This window comes from Paracoccus beibuensis (assembly GCF_026162625.1).
Taxonomy (GTDB): domain Bacteria; phylum Pseudomonadota; class Alphaproteobacteria; order Rhodobacterales; family Rhodobacteraceae; genus Paracoccus; species Paracoccus beibuensis.
Window position 1 is genome coordinate 26,246 of the sequence record NZ_JAOTBD010000028.1, and the last position, 21,986, is coordinate 48,231.

Sequence of the window (21,986 nt, forward strand, 5' to 3'; positions counted from 1 at the left end):
ACATGAGCATCAGCGACATCCACAGCCAGACCGGCATGAATACCCGCAGCATCGGCTGGCCGCAGGTCGCCTTCGGGGTGCTTCTGGCCTCGCTTCTTCTGATCCCGCTGGGCATCGACAACGCCTTCGTGTCGCATGTCTTCATCACCATCTGCCTGTTCGCCGCGCTGTCGACGGCCTGGAACATCGTCGGCGGCTTTGCCGGCCAGTTGTCGCTGGGCCATGCGGTGTTCTATGGCATCGGTGGCTATGCCGGAGTGATCCTGTTCAACCTGGGCGTCACGCCCTGGATCGGCATGTTCGTCGGCGCGGCGGTTGCCGCTGTAGTCGGCATGGTGATTTCCTATCCCTGCTTCCGGCTGAAGGGTCCGTTCTATACGCTGGCCTCCATTGCCTTTCTTGAAGTGATCCGCGTCCTTTCGCTGCACTTCAAGGACATGACTGGCGGCGCCACGGGCATGATGATCGACCTGCGTCTGGGCTGGACCTGGATGGTCTTCCGCGAGCGCTGGCCGTCGCTGCTGATCGTGTTCGGCATGCTGCTGGTCACGCTGGCCGTGGCCTGGGCAATTCGCCGGTCGCGCCTTGGCTTCTATCTGGTCGCGACGCGCGAACGCGAATCGGCGGCCCGCGCGGCGGGCGTGCGGACCGTGCGGGTCCGGCTGGTCGCAGTTGCGATTTCCTCGGCGCTTTGCGCGATGCTGGGCACGTTCCACGCGATGTATCTGACCTACATCGAGCCTGCTGCGATGTTCTCGCTGGCCTTCTCGATCCAGATCGCGATGTTTGCGCTGATCGGCGGCATCGGCACGGTGGCGGGCCCGCTGCTGGGTGCGGCGCTGCTGGTGCCGATCACCGAATGGGCGCGCGCCTCGCTCGGGGCGTCCGCGCTTGGCCTGCACGGTTTTGTCTATGGTATCGTTCTGATCGCCTTTGTGCTGTTCATGCCGAACGGCATCATGGGCGCCATCAGGCGCTTTGCCCGCAGCGGCGGAAAAGCCGCCGTCGAGCCGGCCCAGACCGAAACCGGCCCGATCGTCGCCCCTGCCAATGCCGTCGCAGCCCCCGACCCCGACCGTCCCGGCATCGGCCAGGACATCCTGAAGGTCGAGAACCTGAACAAGCGCTTTGGCGGACTCCATGTCACCCGAGACGTGAACTTCACGCTGCGCGAAGGCGAGGTGCTGGGCCTGATCGGCCCGAACGGCGCGGGCAAGACGACGCTGTTCAACATGATCTCGGGTTTTATGACACCTGACGAAGGCAAGGTCAGCCTGCGCGGCGTCGATGGCCAGTTCCATCAGCCCACCAATCCCGCTGATTTCGCGGCCCTGGGCATGGGCCGGACCTTCCAGATCGTTCAGCCCTTCGCGGCCATGACGGTCGAGGAAAACATCATGGTCGGCGCCTTCTATCGCCACCACGACGAGAGGGACGCGCGGGAAGCCGCCCGCGAAACCGCGTGGCGCATGGGCCTTGGCCCGCTGCTGAACGCCGAGGCGCGCGGGCTCACCATCGGCGGCCTCAAGCGGCTCGAGGTGGCGCGAGTTATGGCGATGCAGCCGCGCGTGCTGCTGCTGGACGAGGTGATGGCCGGGATCAACCAGACGGACGTGCGCCGCGCCATCGACCTGATGCTGTCGATCCGTGACACGGGCGTTTCGATCATCGCCATCGAACATGTCATGCAGGCGGTCATGTCGCTGTCGGACCGCGTCATCGTGCTGGCCTCGGGTGAGGTGATCGCCGAGGGCCGTCCGCAGGATGTCGTGCGCGATCCCCATGTTGTGGAAGCCTATCTTGGCAAGGAGTTTGCCCATGCTCACGCTTGAGAACATCGATGCGGGCTATGGTCCGACCACGATCCTTCAGAACGTTAGCCTTGAGGTGAAAGAGGGTGAAATCGTCACCATCGTCGGCGCCAACGGCGCCGGCAAGACGACCACGCTGCGCACCATCGTCGGTCAGATCAAGCCCCGCGCGGGCAAGATCTGTTTCCTTGGCGAAGACATCACCCGCCTTCCTGGGCATGAGGTCGTGGACCGGGGCATCATCCTGGTCCCCGAGGGACGGCAGTTGTTCCCCGAGATGACCGTGCGGGAAAACCTGCAGATGGGCACCTATCGCAAGGCCGCCCGCGAGCATCAGGAACAGCGGCTGGAGGAGGTGCTGGCGCTGTTCCCGCGCGTCCGGGAACGCCTTGACCAGAATGCGGCCTCGCTCTCCGGGGGCGAACAGCAAATGGTGGCGATCGCGCGCGGCATGATGGCCAAGCCCCGCATCCTGATGTTCGACGAGCCTTCGCTGGGACTGGCGCCCATCGTGGTGTCGCAGGTTTTCGACGTGGTGCGCAAGATCGCGGCCACCGGCACGACTGTGCTGCTCGTCGAACAGAACGTCTTCACAACGTTGAAGGTCGCGAACCGGGGCTATGTGCTTGAAAACGGGCAGGTCGTTCTGGCCGACACCTCCGAGGCACTGCTGAAGAACGACCATGTCCGCCGCGCCTATCTGGGAATCTGATCCATGGAACTGACCGAAATCACCCCCGAGACGATCCGCTTCCGCCCGTCGCATCAGGGCCGCAATGTCCTGGTCACCGGCGCTGCGCGCGGCATCGGGCGGGCCATTGCGCAGGCTTTTGTGGAGCGCGGCGCGACCGTTGGCATTTGCGACCTGAACCCCGATGACGTGGCCGCTGCCTGCGCGGCGCTGAACGCCCTTGGCCGTGGCCGCGCCGTGCCGATGACCTGCGACGTGTCGGACTATGACGCGCTGCTCGCGGCGATTGCGGCCACAGGACTCGAGTTCGACACCGTCATCAACAATGCGGGCATCTCGCCCAAGCATGACGGTGTCGCGCACAAGGTCTGGCAGATGGCGCCCGAAGAATGGCGCCGCGTCGTCGATGTGAACCTAACCGGCAGCTTCAACACCATCCGCGCGCTGACGCCCAGCATGATCGCCGCGCGGCGGGGCTGGATCGTCAACACCTCTTCGGTGGCGGGCAAAACTTATTCGCCCATCGTTGCCTGTCATTATGCGGCGACGAAATCAGCAATCATCGGTTTCACCAAGCATCTGGCGGCGGAACTCGCCCCCTATGCGATCCGGGTGAACGCCCTTGCGCCGGGCCGCATCGCGACCCCCATGGTTGCCGGGGTCGCGCCCGAGGTGAATGCCGAGCAGGTCAAGCTGACGCCCATGGCCCGCCTTGGCGAGCCGGCAGAGGTGGCGGATGTCGCGCTATGGCTGACCTCGACCGAATCCAGCTTTGTGACCGGCCAGACCATCGACGTGGCTGGCGGTCTTTACATGACCTGAGGCCCGCCATGATTACCGGACATACCAGGCTTTACGGCATCGTTGCCAACCCCATCTCGCATGTGAAGACCCCGGAGGAGATGAACAATCTCTTTGCCTCGATCGGCCATGACGGGGTACTGGTGCCCTTCCATGTGCTGCCCCAGAACCTTTCGCAATTCATCAACATGCTGCGCGGTCTGGAGAACCTTGGCGGGTTGATCGTCACCGTTCCGCACAAGACCGATGTGCTGGCGCTGTGCGACGACACAGTCGGGGATGCCGCAGCCATCGGCGCGGTTAACGCGATCCGCCGCGATCCCGATGGGCGGCTGATCGGCGCGATGCTGGACGGCAAGGGCTTCGTCAGCGGACTCGGGGTGAACGGGATCGACGTGGCTGGCATGGATGTCTGTCTGCTGGGCGCGGGCGGGGCAGGGGCGGCGATCGCCTTCGCCCTGGCCGAGGCCGGGGTGGCGCACCTGACCATCGTCAACCGCTCGCAGGACAAGGCGCGCGATCTGGCGGAACGGGTGATGGCCAAATACCCTTCGATCCGCATTGCCCCCGGTGCGCCAGAGACCGCGCGCCGCGACCTGATCGTCAACGCAACCTCGCTCGGCCTGCGCGCCGATGACGCGCTGCCCCTGTCGGACCTGGCCTTCCACCGCAACCAGATCGTCGCCGAGGCGATCATGGAGCCCGAGGTCACGCCCCTTTTAGCGGCCGCGCGTGCAGCGGGCGCGAGGATCCATTTCGGCCGCCCGATGCTGCGCCAGCAGATCCGCCTGATGGCCCGGCACATGGGCGTGACGTCTGTCCCAGACGCGTAAGAACAAGGCCATGGAGTCAAGAAGATGGCAAACGCCCTTCCGCAGGATGCGCGGTTCGATTTCATCATTGTCGGCGGCGGGACCGCAGGCTGCATCCTGGCCGAGGCCCTGTCCCGTTCGGGCCGCAACAAGGTGCTGCTCTGCGAGGCAGGGGGCGAAGCGCGTTCTCCGTGGATCCGCGTTCCGGCAGGGTTCTACAAGCTGCTGGTGAACAGGCGCTATAACTGGGGTTTCTGGAGCACCGAGGAAGCTGCGACCAACCACCGCCGCATCGCCATTCCGCGCGGCAAGGGACTGGGCGGTTCGACGCTGATCAACGGCATGATCTATGTCCGTGGCCAGCCGCAGGATTACGATCTGTGGCAGGAACGTGGCGCGACCGGCTGGAACTGGCAGGGCGTGCTACCCTATTTCAAGGCGATCGAGCGTTGGGACAAGCCCGACCCCGACGGCTTACGCGGCCGTGACGGCCCCCTCCCCATCAATGAGGTGGTCGAGCAAAACGACATCGGCCGCGCCTTCATCGCGGCGGCCGAGGCGCAGGGTCAGGTGTTCAACCCCGATTACAACGGAAAAAGCCAGGAAGGCGTCGGCTGGTATCAGGTGAACCAGGCGGGTGGAGAACGCTATTCCGCCGACCGCGCCTGGCTGGCCCCCGCCCGCAAGCGGTCGAACCTGACCGTGCTGACCGGAGCCCGGGTGACCCGCCTTTTGCTGGAAGGCAGGCAGGCCACCGGCGTCGCGGTGACCCACAAGGGCCAGAGCCACAAAGTCCGTGCGGCCGAGGTGATCCTGGCCGCAGGGTCGATCCAGACGCCGCACCTGCTGGAGCTTGCGGGGATCGGGGATCCGGCGCGGCTGGCAGCGGCGGGCATCCAGCCTGTCCATGCGCTGCCCGGCGTGGGCGAGAACTATCTCGACCATTTCTGCACGCGGATGAACTGGCGCGTCTCGCAGCCCGTCACCCTGAACGAGTTGACGCGCGGACCCCGGCTGGTGGGCGAGGTGCTGAAATACGCGCTGAAGCGGCGCGGCGTGCTAACCTATGGCACCGGCCTTACCCATGGCTTCCTGCGCTCGCGCGAGGATCTGGATCGGCCGGACGTGCAGTTCTTCTTCATGCACGCAAGCTATGCCAATGCGGCAGAACGCAAGCTGGACAAATTCCCCGGCATGACCCTGGGCGTGACGCAGTTGCGCCCGCAGTCGCGTGGCTCAATCCACACGGTGTCGCCCGACCTGAACGTCCAGCCGGCGATCGTGCCAAACTTTCTGGATCACGAGGAAGACCGCCGCGCAATGGTGGACGGCATGAAGCTGGCGCGCAGGATCATCGCGCAGGCCCCGATGGACGCCTTCCGCGTGGCCGAGATGAGTCCCGGACCGGATTGCAGGACCGATTCCGAATGGCTGGAATTCGCCCGGGCGAATGGTCAGACCATCTATCATGCCGCAGGAACCTGCCGTATGGGCACCGACCCAATGGCGGTGGTCGATCCCGAACTGCGCGTGCACGGGATCGCGGGCCTGCGGGTGATCGATGCCTCGGTCATGCCCGAGATGGTGTCGGGCAATACACAGGCGGCGGTGATGATGCTGGCCGCCAAGGGGGCCGATCTGGTTCTGGAAGGTAACCGCCAGGTGCGCTGAGCGCCGCCGAATTCATGCAGGAGAATCTTATGTATCCCAACCTGACCCTTATCGTCGGAGGAGAGGAGCGCAGCGAAGGCTCGGCCGGAACCTTGCGCCTGACCGATCCTTCGGACGGCAGCGAGCTGGCCATCGCGCCGCGTGCCGGTCGCCCCGAGGCGCTCGAGGCGGCCCGCGCCGCAGAACAGGGCGGGGTCGAATGGGCTGCGCTTTCGGCGCTGGAACGATCGAAGATCATGCGCCGCGCTGCGGACATCATGCGTGCGCAGGCCGATAGCGCCGCCCGCGTCATGTCGATGGAGCAGGGCAAGCCCCTGGCCGAGGCACGCGGCGAATGGCTGGGTTCGGCCGATCTGCTGGACTGGTTCGCCGAGGAAGGCCGCCGTGTCTATGGCCGCATTGTTCCCTCGCGTGCACCGAATATCCACATTCAGGTCTTGAAGCATCCGGTCGGGCCGGTCGCCGCGTTCACGCCGTGGAACTTTCCCGCATGGAACACCATGCAGAAGGTTGCCCCCGCGCTTGGTGCAGGCTGCCCGGTGGTTATCAAGCCTGCCTCGGACACGCCTGGCACCGCTTGGCTGATCGGCAAGGCGCTGCTGGAGGCCGGTCTGCCCGCCAAGGCGATCTCGGTCATCTGGGGCGCGACATCGGAGCTGTCCGACACGCTGATCAAGGCGCCGGAGATCCACAAGGTCTCGCTGACGGGTTCGACCCGGGTAGGCCGGATCGTTGCCGCGCAGGCGGGCGAGGCGCTGAAAAAGGTCACCATGGAACTGGGCGGCCATGGCGCGGTCATCATCGCGGCCGATGCCGACTTGGACCACCTGATCCCGCTGGCCGTCCAGTGGAAATTTCGCAATTGCGGTCAGGTCTGCGTGTCGCCCACGCGCTTCATCGTCGATGCCACGATCCATGACGAATTCGTCCGTCGCTTTGCTGAAGAGGCGCGCGAACTGAAAGTCGGCAAGGGCACGCAGGACGGCACCCAGATGGGTCCGCTGACCTCGGCCAGCGGCTTGGGGACCGTGATGGACATGGTGGATGACGCGGTCAGCAAGGGCGCCAAGGTTGAAACTGGGGGTGCGCGGATCGGAGACAGCGGCTATTTCTATGAGCCGACGATCCTGTCGGGCATGACAGCCGACATGCTGGCGATGAACGAAGAGCCCTTTGGCCCTTTGGCGCTGGTCATCCGTGTGAACTCGCTGGACGAGGCATTGGCCGAGGCGAACCGCCTGCCGGTCGGGTTGGGGTCGTATCTGTTTACCTCGTCGATGACGACGGCTCATCGGGTCCAGACGGAACTGCGCACCGGCATGCTGGGCGTGAACCATTTCGCCCTGGCCTTGCCCGAGACGCCCTTCGGCGGCGTGCGCGATTCGGGCTTCGGCTCGGAAGGTGGGTCCGAGGGGATTGAGGCCTATCTCACGACCATGACCGTCACCACCATGATGATCTGACACCCGCGCATGGAAAGGTAAAAGCCCCGGCGATGGCGGGGCTTTTAAGTTGGTCCGGCATGACGTTTCAGGGGGCGTTGTCCTGCCCTCAAAGGGCAGGGCCGCTTCACGCTCAGGCGATGCCAAGGCAGACGTATTTAAGCTCGATGAAATCATCCATTCCGAAATGCGAGCCTTCGCGCCCCAGGCCGGACAGCTTGACCCCGCCGAACGGCGCCTCGGCGGTCGAGATCAGGCCGGTGTTGACGCCTACCATGCCATATTCGAGCGCCTCGGAAACGCGGAAGACGCGCGCCAGGTCGCGGGCATAGAAGTAAGACGCAAGCCCGAACTCGGTGTCATTGGCTTGGGCAATCACCTCATCCTCATGCGCAAAGCGGAACAGGGGCGCGATGGGACCAAAGGTTTCTTCGCGGGCAACGGCCATGTCGGACGTCACATCGGTCAGCACGGTCGCCTGGAAGAAGGTTCCGCCAAGCGCATGCGGCTGGCCACCAAGCGCGACCTTCGCGCCTTTCGCCACTGCATCGGCGATATGTTCCTTGACCTTCTCGACCGCCGCCTGGTCGATCAGCGGCCCAAGGTTCACCCCTTGGGTAAAACCGTCTCCGGTCTTCAGCCTGGCCACTGCAGCTGTCAGCTTTTCGGAGAAGGCGTCATAGACGCCGTCCTGCACATAGATGCGGTTCGCGCAAACGCAGGTCTGGCCGTTGTTGCGGAACTTGGCGATCAGCGCGCCTTCGACGGCGGCGTCCAGATCAGCGTCGTCAAAGACGATGAAGGGCGCGTTCCCGCCCAGCTCCAACCCCAGTTTCTTGATGGTCTTGGCGCTTTGGGCGTAAAGCTCGATCCCGATCTCGGTTGAGCCGGTGAAGGTCAGCTTGCGCACGACGGGGTTCGCGGTCATCTCGGCGCCGATCTGCGCGGCCGATCCGGTGATGACGCTGAACAGCCCTGAGGGCAGGCCCGCACGTTCCGCCAAAACCGCCAGCGCGATGGCAGAGAAGGGCGTCTGTGAGGCCGGTTTCAGCACCATCGCGCAGCCAGCGGCAAAGGCCGGGCCGGCCTTGCGGGTAATCATCGCGTTGGGAAAGTTCCAGGGCGTGATCGCCGCGACCACGCCGATGGGCTGCTTCATCACCAGGATGCGCTTGTCCGGCTGATGTCCGGGGATGGTGTCGCCATAAACACGCCGGGCTTCTTCGGCGAACCATTCGATGAAGCTTGCGCCATAGGCGATCTCTCCCACGGCCTCGGCCAGGGGCTTGCCCTGTTCGGCGGTCAGGATGCGGCCCAGATCTTCCTTGTGCCGGATCATCAGGTTGAACCAGCCGCGCAGGGTGTCGGCGCGGTCCTTGGCGGTGCGCCTGGCCCACAGCTTCTGCGCGGTTTCGGCGGCGGCGATGGCGCGGGCGGTTTCCGCTTGTCCAAGACGCGGGACATACCCGATCAGCGCGCCGGTCGAGGGATTGGTGACTGCAATGCCCGCGCCATTTGCCTCGATCCACTCGCCACCCACCAATGCTGCCTGCCGAAGCAGGCCGGCATCCTGTAGTTCCATGTCAGTTCTCCACTAAATGTCCTATACCAGCAGACTCATCGGGTTTTCGATGCCGTCCTTGAAGGCGGCCAGAACCTGCGCCCCAAGCGCCCCGTCCACCGACCGGTGATCAACCGACAGCGTTACCGACATCACATCGGCCAGCACGATCTGGTCGCCGCGCCCGACCGGACGGCGCAGGGACGCGCCCACGGCAAGGATGCAGCTTTGCGGCGGGTTGATGATCGCCGAAAAGGTCTGGACCCCGTACATCCCCAGGTTCGAGACCGAAAAGCCGCCACCCTGATATTCCTCGGGGCGCAACTTGCCCTGATGCGCGCGGGCGGCAAGAGCCTTCATCTCGGCGGAAAGCGTGCCAAGGCTCATCCGGTCGGCGCCGCGCAGGATCGGCGTGATCAGCCCGCCATCCGTCGCCACGGCGACCGATATGTCGATATCGGCCAGTTGCAGGATCTCGTCCCCGTTCCACACTACGTTGGCGGCAGGCACCTTGCGCAGCGCGCGGGCGGCGGCCTTGATGACGAAATCGTTGATCGAGATGCGTTCGGCCTTGTCGCGGCCCTTGTTCACCTGGGCGCGCAGCGCCAGCAGCGCGTCCAGTTCGCAATCCACCGACAGGTAGAAATGCGGGATCGAGGTTTTCGCCTCGACCAGGCGCCGGGCGATGGTGCGGCGCATGTTCGACAGGGGATGCGCCTTATGCGGGCCGATGCCGGGCGGGACGGCTTGCGGCTGTGGTTGGACTGCGGGGGCGGGTGCCGCAACCGGGGCAGGGGTCGCGGCTAGCAGGCGCTGCACGTCCAGCTTGACGATGCGGCCGCGCGGGCCGCTGCCGGTAATGCCCTGAAGATCCAGTCCTGCCTCGTCCGCCAACCGCCGCGCCAAGGGCGATGCGGCATGCTTGCGCCCGGTTGTCGAAGGGGCGGCTGCCGTTGCAGTGCTCACCGGACCTTCCGTCAGTGTCCTCGGGGTCGCCGCGGGAGCAGGGGCGGAGGCGCCCACGGGAGACAGGGTTTCACCATCGGCCAGCACGACCGCAATGACCTGGCCCACATCGGCGCGCTGTCCGTCCGCGATGTCGATGCGGCCAAGGATGCCGTCGGCCTCGGCCTCAAGCTCCATTGTGGCCTTGTCGGTTTCCACCTCGGCTATGGCTTGGCCCTTGCTGATCGGATCGCCCGCAGCGACCAGCCATTTCGCGATGACCGCGTCTTCCATGCCTGCCGAAAGCGAAGGCAGGGTGATGTCGATTGCCATGTCCGTGTTCCCTTATGCCAGCGGCAGGCCCTGATCGGCCATGATGGCGCGGATGCCTGCCTCGATATCCTGCGGACGGGCGCAGGCCGCGCCTTCCAGCACCTTCGAGATCGAGGGCGAGGCCTCTCCGCCATGCACGCGGGCGATGGGCTGATCCAGATAGTCGAAGACGCGGCGCTGCAATTCATCCGCAAGAAAGCCGCCATAGGATGTCCCGATGGCGCCCTGTTCGACGATCAGCACATTGTTCGTCTTGCGTACCGAGGCTTCGATCATCTCCCAGTCAAGGCCCGCGCGATCCAGGGACCGCAGGTCGATGATCTCGGCATCGATGCTCAGTTCCTCGACCACCTTGCGGGTCTTCTCGACCATGGCCAGATAGGTCAGGATCGTCAGCTTGCCGCCCTCGCGCACCATCCGTGCCTTGCCTAGGGGAATGAAATAATCCAGGTCATCCGTGGGCGCCGTGCCCTTGGAATTGTAAAGATCGACATGTTCGATCACCAGCACCGGGTCGTCGCAGCGCAGCGCCGAGTTCATCAGCCCGACATAGTCGAAGGGCGTCGCAGGTGCGACGATCCGCCAGCCGGGCGCGGTCGCAAAGATCCCTGCCGGGTCCATCGAGTGCTGTGAGCCATAGCCCGTTCCCATGGCGACCTTGGTGCGCAGAACCAGCGGCATCGCGCTGTCGCCGCCGAACATGTGGCGGAACTTGCCGATCTGGTTGAAGACCTGGTCGGCCGCGACCCACATAAAATCGGGATACATGAATTCAATCACCGGCCGCACGCGGCCATCCGCAGCCATACCGGCGGCCAGGCCGGTAAAGGCGTTCTCGGAGATGGGCGTGCCAAGGCAGCGATCGGGAAAGCGAGCCGACAGGCCCCGCGTTGCGCCGTTGGTGCCGCCTTTCAGGCGGTGCACATCCTCGCCCATGACGACGATGCGGTCGTCCTGGGCCATGCGGCGTTCCATGACATCGGCCACCACGTCGATGAACTTTGCGTCGTCAGTCATGGCGCCGGTGAATGTTGCCTGTTCCGCATAGCGCGCGCCCGTCATCTCGGACAGATCGCCGCGCAGGCCGTGGTCGCGGAAGCTTTCCTCTGGCCAGAGGGCGGGAAGGATGCGCTTCCTGCCCTCGACCGTCTCGATCATGGGCGCGGCGATTTCTTCCATCATCTGCTGGCAGTTGGCGCGCAGCCGCGTTACCGCATCCTCGCCGATGATCTGGCGCTGTTGAAGATCGCGGGCCATGGCGTTCAGCGGGTCACGTCCGCGCCATTCAGCCTCTTCCTCCTTGCTGCGATAGCCGAAGGCGGAACCGGGCAGCGGTCCGTTCTGATGGAAGAAGCGATAAAGATCGGCCTCGATGATGGTAGGACCGTTGCCTGCGCGCATGATCTCGTTCGCCTGTTGCGCGGCCAGATGGACCGACAGGGCATCCATCCCGTCAACCTTGAACGATGGGATGCCGAAGGCCAGGCCGCGCGCGGACAGGCGCGTCTCGGCCGTCACCTCATCGACATTGGTAGAAACCGCGTAACGATTGTTTTCGATGAAGAAGCAGATCGGCAGCTTCCATGCGGCGGCCAGGTTCATCGTTTCCAGCACCGAGCCGATGTTGACCGCGCCGTCGCCGAAATAGGTATAGACCACGTCGCCCGTGCCCGCCCGCTTGTGCGCCCAGGCGGCCCCCGCCGCCATCGGGACGCCGCCGCCCACGATGGCGTTGGTGCCAAGGTTGCCGCTGTCTCCCCAGCGCAGGTGCATCGAACCGCCGCGTCCCTTGCAGAACCCATCGGCCAGACCCAGAATTTCGGCCAGGGTCCGGCTGGCCAGTTCGCGCAGGTCGTCGCCGAAGGGTTTTGTCGGATCGATCTCGGCGCTGACATAGGCCAGCGCCTTCGCCAGGAACTGGTGATGCGCGCGGTGCGAGCCGTTGACCTGATCGGTCGGGCGCATCGCCAACGCTGATCCCACAGCGCCGCCCTCCTGACCAATGGCGGAATGCGCGGGGCCATGCACCAGTCCCTGACCTGCAAGCTCCAGCACTTTTTCCTCGAATGCGCGGATCAGGTGCATCTGCGCCAGCATGGTCAGGCCGGTTCCGGGATCCAGCGCGGCGCGATCCTCGGGTGTGGCTATGATCTCGCGCCAGGGTGCGGCGGGGGTCAGGTCGGTCAGGATGGGCATGTCAGGGGTCCGGATTAGAAAGGAGGATCAGGCGGCCAGGAAGCCGCCATCGACCGGCAGCACGGCACCGGTGATGAAACTGGCCATGTCCGAGGCAAGGAAGACGACCGGATCGACGATCTCGCGCGTCTCGCCGATGCGCTTCATCATCACGCGGTTCATGAACCAATCCGCCCCACCGGGGCGGTTGAGTTGCGCCACGGCCATCTCGCTCATCATGATGCCAGGGGCGACGGCGTTGACGCGCACGCCATGCGGCGCCAGATCGCGCGCCATCACCTGTGTTAACGATCGCACCGCGCCTTTTGACACGACATATCCGGCGGTCGAGCCGCCGGCGACGAAGCCCGCGACCGAGGACAAGTGCACCACATTGCCCTTTTTCGCGATCAGCGCGGGCACGAAGGCCTGCGAGGTGTTGAACGTGCCTTCAAGGTTCACGCCGATCACCCGGTCCCAGACCTCGGTCACGGCGGGGTCGTCAAAGCTGGCCCGCCCGGCGACACCGGCGTTGTTGACTAGCACGTCAAGCCCACCATCGCCTTTCAGGATGCGCGCGGCCAAGGCGGCCGTGGCGGCGCGGTCGGTGACATTCAGGACCTCGGCCCTGGCGTCATGGCCCTCGGTGCGCAGGGCTTCGACTTCGGCAGCGATGCCTTCGGGGTTCAGGTCGGCCAAGATGACCGCCGCGCCCGCCTGCGCCATTCCGCGCGCGATCGCCGCCCCAAGGCCGCGTCCCGCGCCGGTCACCAGCACGAGCCTGTCTTTCAGCAATCCCGGCATGGGTTTATCCTTCTGGTTCAAGCCCGGCTGTGCGGCCTAGAGCATGTAGATGCCGCCGTTCACATGAACAGTCTCGCCGGTGATGAACGAGGCCGCGTCGGAGCAGAGGAAGGCCACGACCCGCGCGACTTCGGCAGGGTGGCCCAACCGGGCCAGCGGTGTCTGGGCAATGGAACTGTCGGCGCGCGTCTGCAGCAGCTCGCGCGTCATCGGCGTCTCGATGATGCCGGGGGCGACGGCATTGACCCGCGTGCGCGGCCCAAGCTCGCGCGCAAGGCTGCGCGTCAACGAGGTCAGCGCCCCTTTCGAGGCCGCGTAATGCGCATTGGTGAACGCCCCGCGATGGCCGGCCAGCGAGGTCAAGTTGACGATGGCCGAGCGGTCGGTCAATACGCCCTGTACCCGGCCAAGCAGGTAGAACACCCCGTCAAGGTTGATCGACAGCGTCCTTCGCCATTGGTCATCAGTCATCCGGGCAAAGGGTTCGGCCAGATAGATCCCGGCCGAGGGCACGACATAGTCCACTGTCCCGAATGTCGCGCACGCCGCATCGACCAAGGCCTGCGCCGAGGCCGGATCGGCCGCATCCAGCACCTGCACATGCTTGCCGCCCGCCCCGCCAAGACCGGCCGCAAAGCTTGCCAGTTCGCCCCGGTCACGGTCGGCCAGCACTAGGTTAGCGCCCGCATCGGCGAACAGCGCCGCAATCTCGCGACCGATGCCGCCATTTGCGCCGGTCAGAAGCAGGGTCTTGCCTGCGAAATCAAATGTTATCTGCACGATGGCTTGCCTTGCGTCGAACGGTCCGAACGCGCTGCCAGGGCTTGAGCAGACATGCTTCACCTCCATCGGCATGCGCGTTCGATGCAGCAGACAATTCCACAAATTGGTCAGTCCAGTCAATGATGTTATTTGTTATAACGAAAATGGTGGCCACTTTAGTAGAACTAGGTACCCAAAATTCTTGAGTTATATGTATTTTGCTGAAATAAATTGGCCTGACCAATTCAACTGCTGACGCGTAGGGCGCCTGAAGGAAGAAACTTTGGAAAAGGCTGCAATGGGACGGCAGGCCCGCGACCTGCCCGATGATCTAGCGGCACGCCTTGCCGCGCGGGTGCGGGCGGGCGAGTTCGCGCCGGGCGCGCGGCTGCCCAGCGAACGTGACCTCAGCGCGGAATATGCCGTCTCGCGCCCGGTCGTGCGTGAGGCGCTGTCGCATCTGAAATCGGCCGGTCTGGTCGAGGCGCGAGCCGGATCAGGCGTCTATGTGAACGCCAAGGCCGAGGCCAAGGCCTTCCGTCTGCATCCCGTTGACCTCGAGCAGGACGAGTCGCTTGCGCAGGTGATGGAGCTTTTGATGGCGGTCGAGGTCGCCGCCGCGAGCAGCGCCGCGGTCCATCGGACCGAGGCCGATCTCAAACATATCCGGCGCGAGCTTCTGGGTATGGAATATGCCATCGCCAGCGACCGGCTGGGCGATGACGAGGATTTCGCCTTTCACCAGGCGATCGTCGCGGCGACACACAACCCCTATTTCGTGTCGCTGTGCAGCCACCTTGACTATGGGGTGCGCCGCGTCATCCGGATCACGCGCAGTAATACGCGCTACCATATGTCTGAGATGCAGGACGCGGTGCAGTGCGAGCATCGCGCCATCTATAACGCGATTGCCGCAAGCGACGCCGAAGGCGCGGCCCGCGCTGCGGGGGTGCATCTGCAAAACGCAGTGAAGCGGTTGTATAAGGTTCGTGATAGCGGGGCGTGATCAGCGCCAGCCAAGCCTCGGGGTGACATTCGTCAAGGTGCTTTAAGGTGCTTTCCATAACAATGCCTCATGCTCTGTCCGCCGTCGAATTACCGAGAACAAACATTGTGGCTTTGGCTTGGAAGGTTCCAGCTATGTTGAGATCATGCGACTTGGCGTAGACAGGCAGCTGCCAACTGCCACGTGGTTGGTAAGTGGCAGGGTAAACGACCGGTCGGGTTCAACGTACTGAATCAACGGGTGTAGCGGGCAAAAGAACTACACCGACCTGCATTGCAGGGCTGTACTTCGATAGGGAATATCGGCCGCATGACAATCGGAAGGATGCAAGTCATAATTCGGGTATTCCATAAAACCCGTTGATAGTCGTCAATGCCTATTGGCAACCATCTTGGGATGCGGGGACGGGCCCGAATGGACCCGTTGTCTTTTTCGGCTTGCCCCACCGCATGCAAGAGCAAGCCATCTCTGCGGTTAAGAGTTGACGCTGTCCTTTAGAGCCTTGGCTACTGTGAACTTCACCACGCGATCTGCAGGCTTTGTCATGGCCTCGCCTGTTGACGGATTGCGGACCTGTCGTTCAGGACGATCCCGACAGGCGAGCTTGCCCAAGCCAGGAAGGGTGAGGGCGCCGCCCTCGGCCACGATCGACGTCGCAACTTCGGAGAGCGCCTCAAGGACAGAAGAGACATCCTTTTTCTCAATGCCTGACTTTTCGGCCAGAGTGGCAAGCAGCTCAGTCTTGGTCATCGGCTTCATCGTTCTTTCCTTGTCATGTGAACATCTGGGATAGGGGTAGCCAGTGTCGGCCAGTTTTGCCACCTGAATGCGATTGGGCCAAGGTCCGGGGAGACCCGTGGGATATGCTTATTGAAAGACGAGATTGAGGCGTCGGAAAGCGCCGACGGTTGCAGGTGCAAGTGCAGCACAATCTGCCGGCAAACGACGTCCTAGCCCCTGCTGCGGGCGGCGCCTGTAACGAGGCTCAAAGCCAGGGCACCTGATGGGAGCGGGCGGTGTGGAATTGTCCCCCAGTGGCGGACTTCGCCGCCACGCTCCCCCTGTGCAACTGCGACCGATATCGTCGCCTTGTGGACATCCAGCCCGATGAACATGCTACTCTGCATCTGGTCTCTCCCCCATTCTTGAGGCTCGGCACCAGCCAATCTGGTGCAACCCTCGAACGGAGAATGCCGCGGGAGAGGCCACCGACCCAGTCAGCTTGTCTTATTTAGGGGCTGGCTCCTGAGGGTATACAGGAGCCACTGCCCGCCACGCCATTTGTGGCGGGCAGTGGCGGCGGTTGGATCGTCATCTGCTGGGTCAGCAAGGACCGTTTGTGAGTTTGATCAACCGCCGTCTTCACCAGGGGCCTGAACGGGTACGCGTGTTTGCGTCACGCATGACAAGCATAGGACATGGCGAAGATGACTGAACATACCAACGGCATCGACATCTCGAAAACCCATCTCGACGCCTTCCGTCTGGAAGATCAGGCGGCGCGGCAGTTCGAGAATGCGCCCCGGGGCTTCCGGGCCTTGATCCGCTGGCTCGGCCAGACGCCGGTCGCCCGCATCGTCTTCGAACCGACAGGGCCTTATCATCGAGCCTTCGAGACGGCGCTGTCGGGCAAGCTGCCGCTGGTCAAGGTCAATCCGCTGCAGGCTCGTCGCTTTGCCGAAGCGTGCGGGATGCGGGCCAAGACCGATGCTGTCGATGCACGCATCCTGGCCCGGATGGGGGCCGCCCTGAAGCTGGAACCGGATGCGCCAGCCGCAGAGAACCTGCTTGCGCTCAAAGACTTGCAGGTGGCACGGACGGCACTGGTCAAGGAGCGAACCCGCCTGCGCAACCGCAGCCATGTGCAGCTCAATCCGATCCTGAAACGCCAGATCAAGGTGCGCCTGACCCTCGTCGAGCGCCAGCTCGCCGAGCTCGATGCCGCGATTGCACGCCATATCGTCAGCGACAAAGCCCTGGAGCACAAGCGCGAGATCCTGTGCTCGATCCCCGGCCTCGGACCCATCGCCGCCGCGCCGATCCTCACCTTCCTGCCGGAAATCGGCACCCTCGACAGAAAGCAGGCCGGAAGTCTCGCAGGTCTTGTCCCGCACAGCCGCGAGTCCGGTCAATGGAAGGGAAAGTCCTTCATCAGCGGCGGGCGAAAGCCCCTGCGTGACGCGCTCTACATGCCCGCCCTCGTGGCCATGCGCTTCAACCCCGATCTCAAGGCGAAGTATCACGCCCTGCGCGCGGCGGGAAAGCCCGCCAAGGTTGCTATCGTCACGCTCATTCGCAAGCTCATCGAAATGGCCAACGCTCTCGTCAAAGCCGATCGCCACTGGGTCTATAAACCTACTTGACCAAGACGGATACTCACAGCCGATCATGGGGTCTAATTATTAGGAAGGAACCCAACCATGAGCATATTTCGTGCGGTCGTGATTGAGAAGAACGACACGGGCCAAACCGTCACGCTGAAAGATTTCAGCGAAGCCGACCTGATGGAGGGTGATGTCACTCTCCGAGTGACGCATTCGACGGTAAACTACAAGGACGGCCTTGCCTTGACCGGAAAGAGCCCGGTCGTGCGACGCTTTCCCATGATCCCCGGCATCGACTGCGCCGGGGTGGTCGAGATATCCAGCAATCCCGACTTCCGGGCCGGAGATCGCGTTATCCTCAACGGTTGGGGCACGGGGGAAACGCATCTGGGCGCCTATGCGGAAAAGAGCCGAGTGAAAGGCGATTGGCTGGTGCCGCTACCGGACGGCCTGACGCCTGCCGAAGCGATGGCGATCGGCACCGCGGGCTATACCGCCATGCTCAGCGTGCTTGCCCTTGAGAAACATGGACTGAAGCCGACTGACGGGCCTGTCGTCGTCACAGGTGCGGCCGGTGGCGTCGGCTCGGTCGCGATTGTCCTGCTCGCCAAGGCTGGATGGCACGTCATCGCGTCGACGGGCCGGGCCAAAGAGGCGGACTATCTCAAAAGCCTCGGCGCGACCGAGATCATCGATCGCAACGAACTCTCTGGCGCCGGGCGGCCACTGGGCAAGGAGCGCTGGATCGCCGGCGTCGATTGTGTGGGATCGCATACTCTGGCCAATGTCCTGTCGATGACCAGATATGGCGGTGCCGTCACCGCATGCGGCCTCGCGCAGGGGATGGATCTCCCTGCCTCGGTGGCGCCCTTCATCCTGCGCGGTGTCTCGCTGCTCGGCATCGATTCCGTGATGTGCCCGAAGCCGCGTCGCGTTGAAGCCTGGGCACGCCTTGCGACCGACCTCGATCGCGGCAAACTTGCCGGGATCACCTCGACCATCCCTCTGGAAGATACCATCGCGGCCGGAGCCGACATTCTCGCGGGGAAGGTGCGCGGGCGTCTGGTCGTTGAGATCGATCGGAACTGATCAGATGGGGATGGAGCGGCGCCGGAGCGCGCCGCTCAGATCAGGTCGCGCAGTTCCTTCAGGAGGGCCGCGATATTCTCCTCGTGGCGCTTGTAATAGGTCCAGGGTCCGATGCGCTGCGAGGTCACCAGCTTGGCGCGCTGCAAAGCGGTCAGGTACAGAGAAACGGTGGACTGGGACAGGCCAGCCTGTTCCTGAATGATGCTCACGCAGACGCCAACCTGCTCAGGATCAACGTCCTGTTCAGGGTAACTTTTTCGCGGGTCCTTGAGCTTCGCCAGGATTGCGAGCCGGGCGGGATTGTCCAAGGCCTTGAGTGCTTCACTGATATCGATGCTCATGTTCGTTTATATAATTATATTTTGCAATATTGCAATATCTCACTAGCCATGCGGGCTCTGATGCCGCCAGGGTGCTGGAGTGGCAAGCGTTTCGGTTTCTGGCTTTGCCGAATGGCCGCGTTGAAGGCGACTAATGGATATATTCGTGTCGCGCCAGTCGACATCGATGATCCCGTTCGATTACCGCCGCTGTCGAGGGCTACACGATCATCGTCAATGCCGTGCGCCTGCGTGGCGAAATTGAGCCGAGTGCGGTTCTCGATTTCCACGAGCGTATCATGAAGTCCGTGGCGGACCTTGGGCAGGAGCTTTCGATCCAGGTCGTCATCGTCGGTGGGGCCGGCACGGTGCGATTGCCGGACGGCCGCCGCTTCTGGCAATCTCCATCCTTTCCGCCGGTCACCCTTCCGCGCGGCCGTGCCCACGCCCTGTTGCGCGATCACCTGGAGGAGCGTGAGCACGCCTATGGATGGGCGTATCTGGTGCCGCCTCCGCGCTTCGATCCCGAGGGGCCACGCACCGGCCATATCGCCCGCTGGCCCGCACAGAGTGATGAATCAGATTTCCTGCGATCCTCGCCCAGCTACGCGGATTTTGCGCAGGCCGTGCGGCAAGCCGCACTGACGCCATGGCAAGGCGTCTGTCTGGTGGGGCTGCCCTCCAGACGGGCATACCCGTCTTCCGTTCAGCCCCACCGGCCAAGCTGGTTGTCGGCACCGGCCATGGTGGTTGTCGCCCAACACGTAGCAATTGATCGAACGCGCTTGGGGTCGTTTGCGAAGGCGTTCCAGGCATCGCAGCATCGGTCAACGATGTCGTCGTAGGTGTCGAAGACGGTGATTGCGAGGCGGTTTGCCCGCAGATAGGCCCAGATGTTCTCGACCGGGTTCAGCTCTGGCGCATAGGGCGGGAGCATCACGATGGTGATGTTGTCGGGGATGCGCAGAGCGCTGGAGCCATGCCAGCCAGCACCGTCCATCACGAGCACGGCGTGGGCGCCCGGCGCGACGGCTTTTGCGATTTCGACAAGGTGGGCGTTCATGGCCGAGGTGTCGGCACGCGGCATGACCAGGGCCGCGGTTGTGGCGCGGGCCGGGCAGACGGCGCCGAAGATATAGGCCCATTCGTAGCGGGTATCGCGCGGCGCGCGGGGGCGGGTTCCGCGCTCGGCCCAGGTCCGGGTGAGCGTCCCTTGCTGGCCCACGCGTGCCTCATCTTGGAACCATACCTCCAGAGGCTTGCCGCGCGCTGCCTCTGGCAGGGCGACCTTCACCGTAGCGGCAAAGTTTTTTTGAATGCCTCTTGGGCCGATGGATCGGACTTGGGGTGCTGGGGGCGCACCGAAAGGCGGCGAAAGCCGAGGGCCGCCAGTTGTTTGCCGACCGTCCGCTCGTGCATGACCACGCCAAAGCGGTCCTCGATCTTGCGCTTGAGATCGACGCAGCGCCAGCGCACCACCCCATCGGCCTCAAGGTCAGGCCCTTCCCGAACCATCCGAGCCAGTTCCACCTTCTGCTCAAGGTTCAGGAGCGGCGTCGGACCCGCCGCATAGCGGTTCGACAGACCGGCAATCCCCTCGGCATTGTAGCGATGAACCCAATCGCGCAGGGTCTGCCGATCCATGCCGCAGGCCTCAGCTGCCGTCCTGCGATCTGTCCCATCCAGAACAAGAGCAATCGCCAGCATCCGCCGCGCCGCCTTCGCATCCTTTGTGCGAGCCGCCGTCGTCCGAAGTTCGCTTGCCGACATATCCGTGCGCGTGATCTCAACCGCCATCAAAGCCTCCATCCCTCGAGACCCATGATTCAGATTTTCAGGTCGAAGGGAATCCCGAGCGAGTCAGAGATCAAGGCGATTGGTATTAAACCAGCGTGAGCGACTTGGAGGATGCGATCTATGACTATCTGGCGCAGCATAACATCCGACCGAAGCCTTTTGTTTGGACCAAGTCAGCCGACGATATCCTCACCCGTGAACGACGCGCGCTCGATGCACTCGATGGTATCTGCGGGAACAGGTAGCAAGCGTCAGATTCAGAACACTAGGTGCGTGCAGGTCCACCACAGGAAGGGTGATCGCGATCGCGAACACTGCATCGCTGAACGCCTCCAGCCGATCCGGTTTGCGCTCGGTGCCTTCAAGAGAGAATATCGCCATCTGACGCTACAGCATTTCAAGTGGACGACGGTTGAGTGGCCTAGGAAATGCCGCGTCGAGCGTCGCAATTTGGGCATCGGAAAGAACGATATCGGCGGCCGCGCGGTTCTCCCGCACATGTGCGACTGAACTCGCTTTCGGGATGGCGATGAGGCCATCGTGCCGCAATGTCCAGGAAAGTGCGACCTGCACAGGGGTTGCACCAATCTCGGCTGCAATTTTGTCGAGAGCAGAGTGCGTGGAAAGTCGTCCCTGCTCGACCGGACTATACGCCATAACCGGCACTTTGTGCTCGGCGAGCCAAGGCAAAAGGTCCAGTTCGGGGCCCCGACGGACCAGATTGTAAAGGATCTGATCGGTCACGCAGCCAACCCCGCCGGCAGCGACAAGCTCGTCCATATCATCGGTATCGAGGTTGCTGACACCCCAGTGCCGAATTTTTCCCGCCAATTTCAGCGTCTCCAATGCCTCCACTGTTTCAGTGAGCGGCACCGATCCCCGCCAGTGGAGAAGGTAGAGGTCGAGCCGATCGGTGCCGAGCCGCTTCAGGCTCGCCTCGCACGCACCGGCAAGGCGGGAGCGCGATGCATTCTGCGGATATGCCTTGCTGACGAGGAACAACTGGTCGCGAAAGCTGCCCAGCGCCTCGCATATCAGCGTTTCCGCCGCACCGTCGCCGTACATTTCGGCGGTGTCGATGAGCGTCAGGCCCAGCTCGACACCGGCGCGTAGCGCTGCGATTTCATCGGATCGCCGCTCGGCACGTTCGCCCATCTTCCAGGTGCCTTGACCCATTGAAGGAACGACTTCCCCGCCTGGCAGCGTCACGCGTTTCATGTGCTTTCGTCCTATCAGATGTGTTCGGCTATTCGTTCGAGGGAAGCGGATAGGTAGATCCCCGCCACGCACAAATAAATATCTATACTTGGTATTACAACTTTCCGCGGCTATTCAAAAATCCTGTTGAACGCTGCAGTCTCCCGGAATGGGATGATGATTTGGGCACGCGGACTTCGGTCGGAGTGGGCTTTGCTGCAGGTCGACAGAGGTTTGTTGCAAGAACACCGAGGACGAGCTCGCTTCGACCATCACACCGCAGCTGGCCATCGATCGAGTGCCATTTTGGCGATGGAGAGCAGTTCGTTGATCGTAGCGCCATCGCGCGCTTGAACGGACATGCCTTCCATGACCGTATTGATGAATTTGCCTAGGACGGCCGGATCGACATTGGCCGCAAGCTCGCCCTGCGCGGCGCCGCGTT

General features: G+C 63.5%; 20 protein-coding genes and 1 pseudogene. 10 read left to right on the plus strand and 11 right to left on the minus strand.

The features are described 5' to 3' along the window. The first annotated feature begins 2 nt into the window (after positions 1-2). Genes OC159_RS15015 through OC159_RS15040 form a run of 6 tightly spaced genes read left to right on the plus strand, consistent with a single transcriptional unit; the run spans position 3 to position 7,249 of the window. Positions 3-1,832, plus strand: coding sequence for a branched-chain amino acid ABC transporter ATP-binding protein/permease (locus OC159_RS15015; RefSeq protein WP_265501983.1), 1,830 nt, complete (start codon positions 3-5; stop codon positions 1,830-1,832). Further along, a complete protein-coding gene (locus OC159_RS15020; protein ID WP_265501984.1) occupies positions 1,819-2,523 on the plus strand; it encodes an ABC transporter ATP-binding protein in 705 nt (234 codons plus the stop codon). Before OC159_RS15015 ends, OC159_RS15020 begins: the two co-directional genes overlap by 14 nt. A 3-nt stretch (positions 2,524-2,526) precedes the next feature. After that, a complete protein-coding gene (gene fabG, locus OC159_RS15025; RefSeq protein WP_265501985.1) occupies positions 2,527-3,324 on the plus strand; it encodes a 3-oxoacyl-ACP reductase FabG in 798 nt (265 codons plus the stop codon). An 8-nt stretch (positions 3,325-3,332) separates the two neighbouring features. Next, positions 3,333-4,136 (plus strand): shikimate dehydrogenase family protein, encoded by an 804-nt coding sequence (locus OC159_RS15030; protein ID WP_265501986.1) that lies wholly within the window; start codon positions 3,333-3,335, stop codon positions 4,134-4,136. A gap of 24 nt (positions 4,137-4,160) precedes the next feature. Beyond that, on the plus strand, positions 4,161-5,786 hold the full coding sequence (locus OC159_RS15035) for a GMC family oxidoreductase (protein ID WP_265501987.1): 1,626 nt from the start codon (positions 4,161-4,163) through the stop codon (positions 5,784-5,786). 14 nt (positions 5,787-5,800) lie between these two features. Further along, positions 5,801-7,249 carry an NAD-dependent succinate-semialdehyde dehydrogenase gene (locus tag OC159_RS15040; protein WP_265501988.1) on the plus strand — a complete coding sequence of 483 codons (1,449 nt, stop codon included), beginning with the start codon at positions 5,801-5,803 and terminating at the stop codon, positions 7,247-7,249. A 112-nt stretch (positions 7,250-7,361) separates the two neighbouring features. On the opposite strand, the gene gabD is transcribed toward OC159_RS15040, so the two are convergent. Genes gabD through OC159_RS15065 form a run of 5 tightly spaced genes read right to left on the minus strand, consistent with a single transcriptional unit; the run spans position 7,362 to position 13,826 of the window. Next, positions 7,362-8,810: an NADP-dependent succinate-semialdehyde dehydrogenase gene (gabD, locus tag OC159_RS15045; protein WP_265501989.1), complete on the minus strand. Its 1,449-nt coding sequence runs from the start codon at positions 8,808-8,810 to the stop codon at positions 7,362-7,364. Positions 8,811-8,831: 21 nt separating this feature from the next. Beyond that, complete coding sequence (locus tag OC159_RS15050) at positions 8,832-10,067, minus strand: pyruvate dehydrogenase complex dihydrolipoamide acetyltransferase (protein ID WP_265501990.1); 1,236 nt, start codon at positions 10,065-10,067, stop codon at positions 8,832-8,834. A 12-nt stretch (positions 10,068-10,079) separates the two neighbouring features. Beyond that, positions 10,080-12,263 (minus strand): alpha-ketoacid dehydrogenase subunit alpha/beta, encoded by a 2,184-nt coding sequence (locus OC159_RS15055; RefSeq protein ID WP_265501991.1) that lies wholly within the window; start codon positions 12,261-12,263, stop codon positions 10,080-10,082. Positions 12,264-12,290: 27 nt separating this feature from the next. After that, complete coding sequence (locus tag OC159_RS15060; protein WP_265501992.1) at positions 12,291-13,046, minus strand: SDR family NAD(P)-dependent oxidoreductase; 756 nt, start codon at positions 13,044-13,046, stop codon at positions 12,291-12,293. Positions 13,047-13,082: 36 nt separating this feature from the next. Then, positions 13,083-13,826: an SDR family NAD(P)-dependent oxidoreductase gene (locus tag OC159_RS15065; RefSeq protein WP_265501994.1), complete on the minus strand. Its 744-nt coding sequence runs from the start codon at positions 13,824-13,826 to the stop codon at positions 13,083-13,085. Positions 13,827-14,106: 280 nt separating this feature from the next. On the opposite strand from OC159_RS15065, the gene OC159_RS15070 reads away from it, so the two are divergent. Beyond that, positions 14,107-14,814, plus strand: coding sequence for a FadR/GntR family transcriptional regulator (locus tag OC159_RS15070; RefSeq protein ID WP_265501995.1), 708 nt, complete (start codon positions 14,107-14,109; stop codon positions 14,812-14,814). Between the two features lie 474 nt (positions 14,815-15,288). Here the strand turns inward: OC159_RS15070 and OC159_RS15075 are convergent, their stop codons facing one another. Continuing rightward, positions 15,289-15,573, minus strand: coding sequence for an HU family DNA-binding protein (locus OC159_RS15075; protein ID WP_265501996.1), 285 nt, complete (start codon positions 15,571-15,573; stop codon positions 15,289-15,291). Positions 15,574-16,241: 668 nt separating this feature from the next. Here OC159_RS15075 and OC159_RS15080 point away from each other — a divergent pair. Next, positions 16,242-17,177 (plus strand): IS110 family RNA-guided transposase, encoded by a 936-nt coding sequence (locus OC159_RS15080; protein ID WP_265501997.1) that lies wholly within the window; start codon positions 16,242-16,244, stop codon positions 17,175-17,177. Positions 17,178-17,234: 57 nt separating this feature from the next. After that, a complete protein-coding gene (gene acuI, locus OC159_RS15085) occupies positions 17,235-18,227 on the plus strand; it encodes an acrylyl-CoA reductase (NADPH) (protein WP_265501998.1) in 993 nt (330 codons plus the stop codon). A 35-nt stretch (positions 18,228-18,262) separates the two neighbouring features. On the opposite strand, the gene OC159_RS15090 is transcribed toward acuI, so the two are convergent. From OC159_RS15090 to OC159_RS15100, 3 genes are all read right to left on the minus strand, one after another. After that, positions 18,263-18,568, minus strand: a complete 306-nt coding sequence (locus OC159_RS15090; protein ID WP_003607199.1) for an ArsR/SmtB family transcription factor — start codon at positions 18,566-18,568, stop codon at positions 18,263-18,265. 14 nt (positions 18,569-18,582) lie between these two features. Beyond that, positions 18,583-19,029: a hypothetical protein gene (locus OC159_RS15095; protein WP_265501999.1), complete on the minus strand. Its 447-nt coding sequence runs from the start codon at positions 19,027-19,029 to the stop codon at positions 18,583-18,585. Between the two features lie 224 nt (positions 19,030-19,253). Then, positions 19,254-20,347, minus strand: a protein-coding gene (locus OC159_RS15100) for an IS630 family transposase (RefSeq protein ID WP_265502004.1) whose coding sequence is annotated in 2 segments (ribosomal slippage) — positions 19,254-19,864 and positions 19,864-20,347 — 1,095 coding nt in all. Because the reading frame shifts where the segments join, the coding sequence is not laid out codon by codon here. 89 nt (positions 20,348-20,436) lie between these two features. On the opposite strand from OC159_RS15100, the pseudogene OC159_RS15105 reads away from it, so the two are divergent. Continuing rightward, a pseudogene (locus OC159_RS15105) lies at positions 20,437-20,589 on the plus strand (IS630 family transposase); the annotation flags it as partial. Here the strand turns inward: OC159_RS15105 and OC159_RS15110 are convergent. Further along, positions 20,534-20,725, minus strand: coding sequence for a TMEM175 family protein (locus tag OC159_RS15110; protein WP_265502000.1), 192 nt, complete (start codon positions 20,723-20,725; stop codon positions 20,534-20,536). The pseudogene OC159_RS15105 and the gene OC159_RS15110 sit on opposite strands and share 56 nt — an antisense overlap. A gap of 6 nt (positions 20,726-20,731) precedes the next feature. Then, positions 20,732-21,562 (minus strand): aldo/keto reductase, encoded by an 831-nt coding sequence (locus OC159_RS15115; RefSeq protein WP_265502001.1) that lies wholly within the window; start codon positions 21,560-21,562, stop codon positions 20,732-20,734. Positions 21,563-21,986 lie beyond the last annotated feature (424 nt).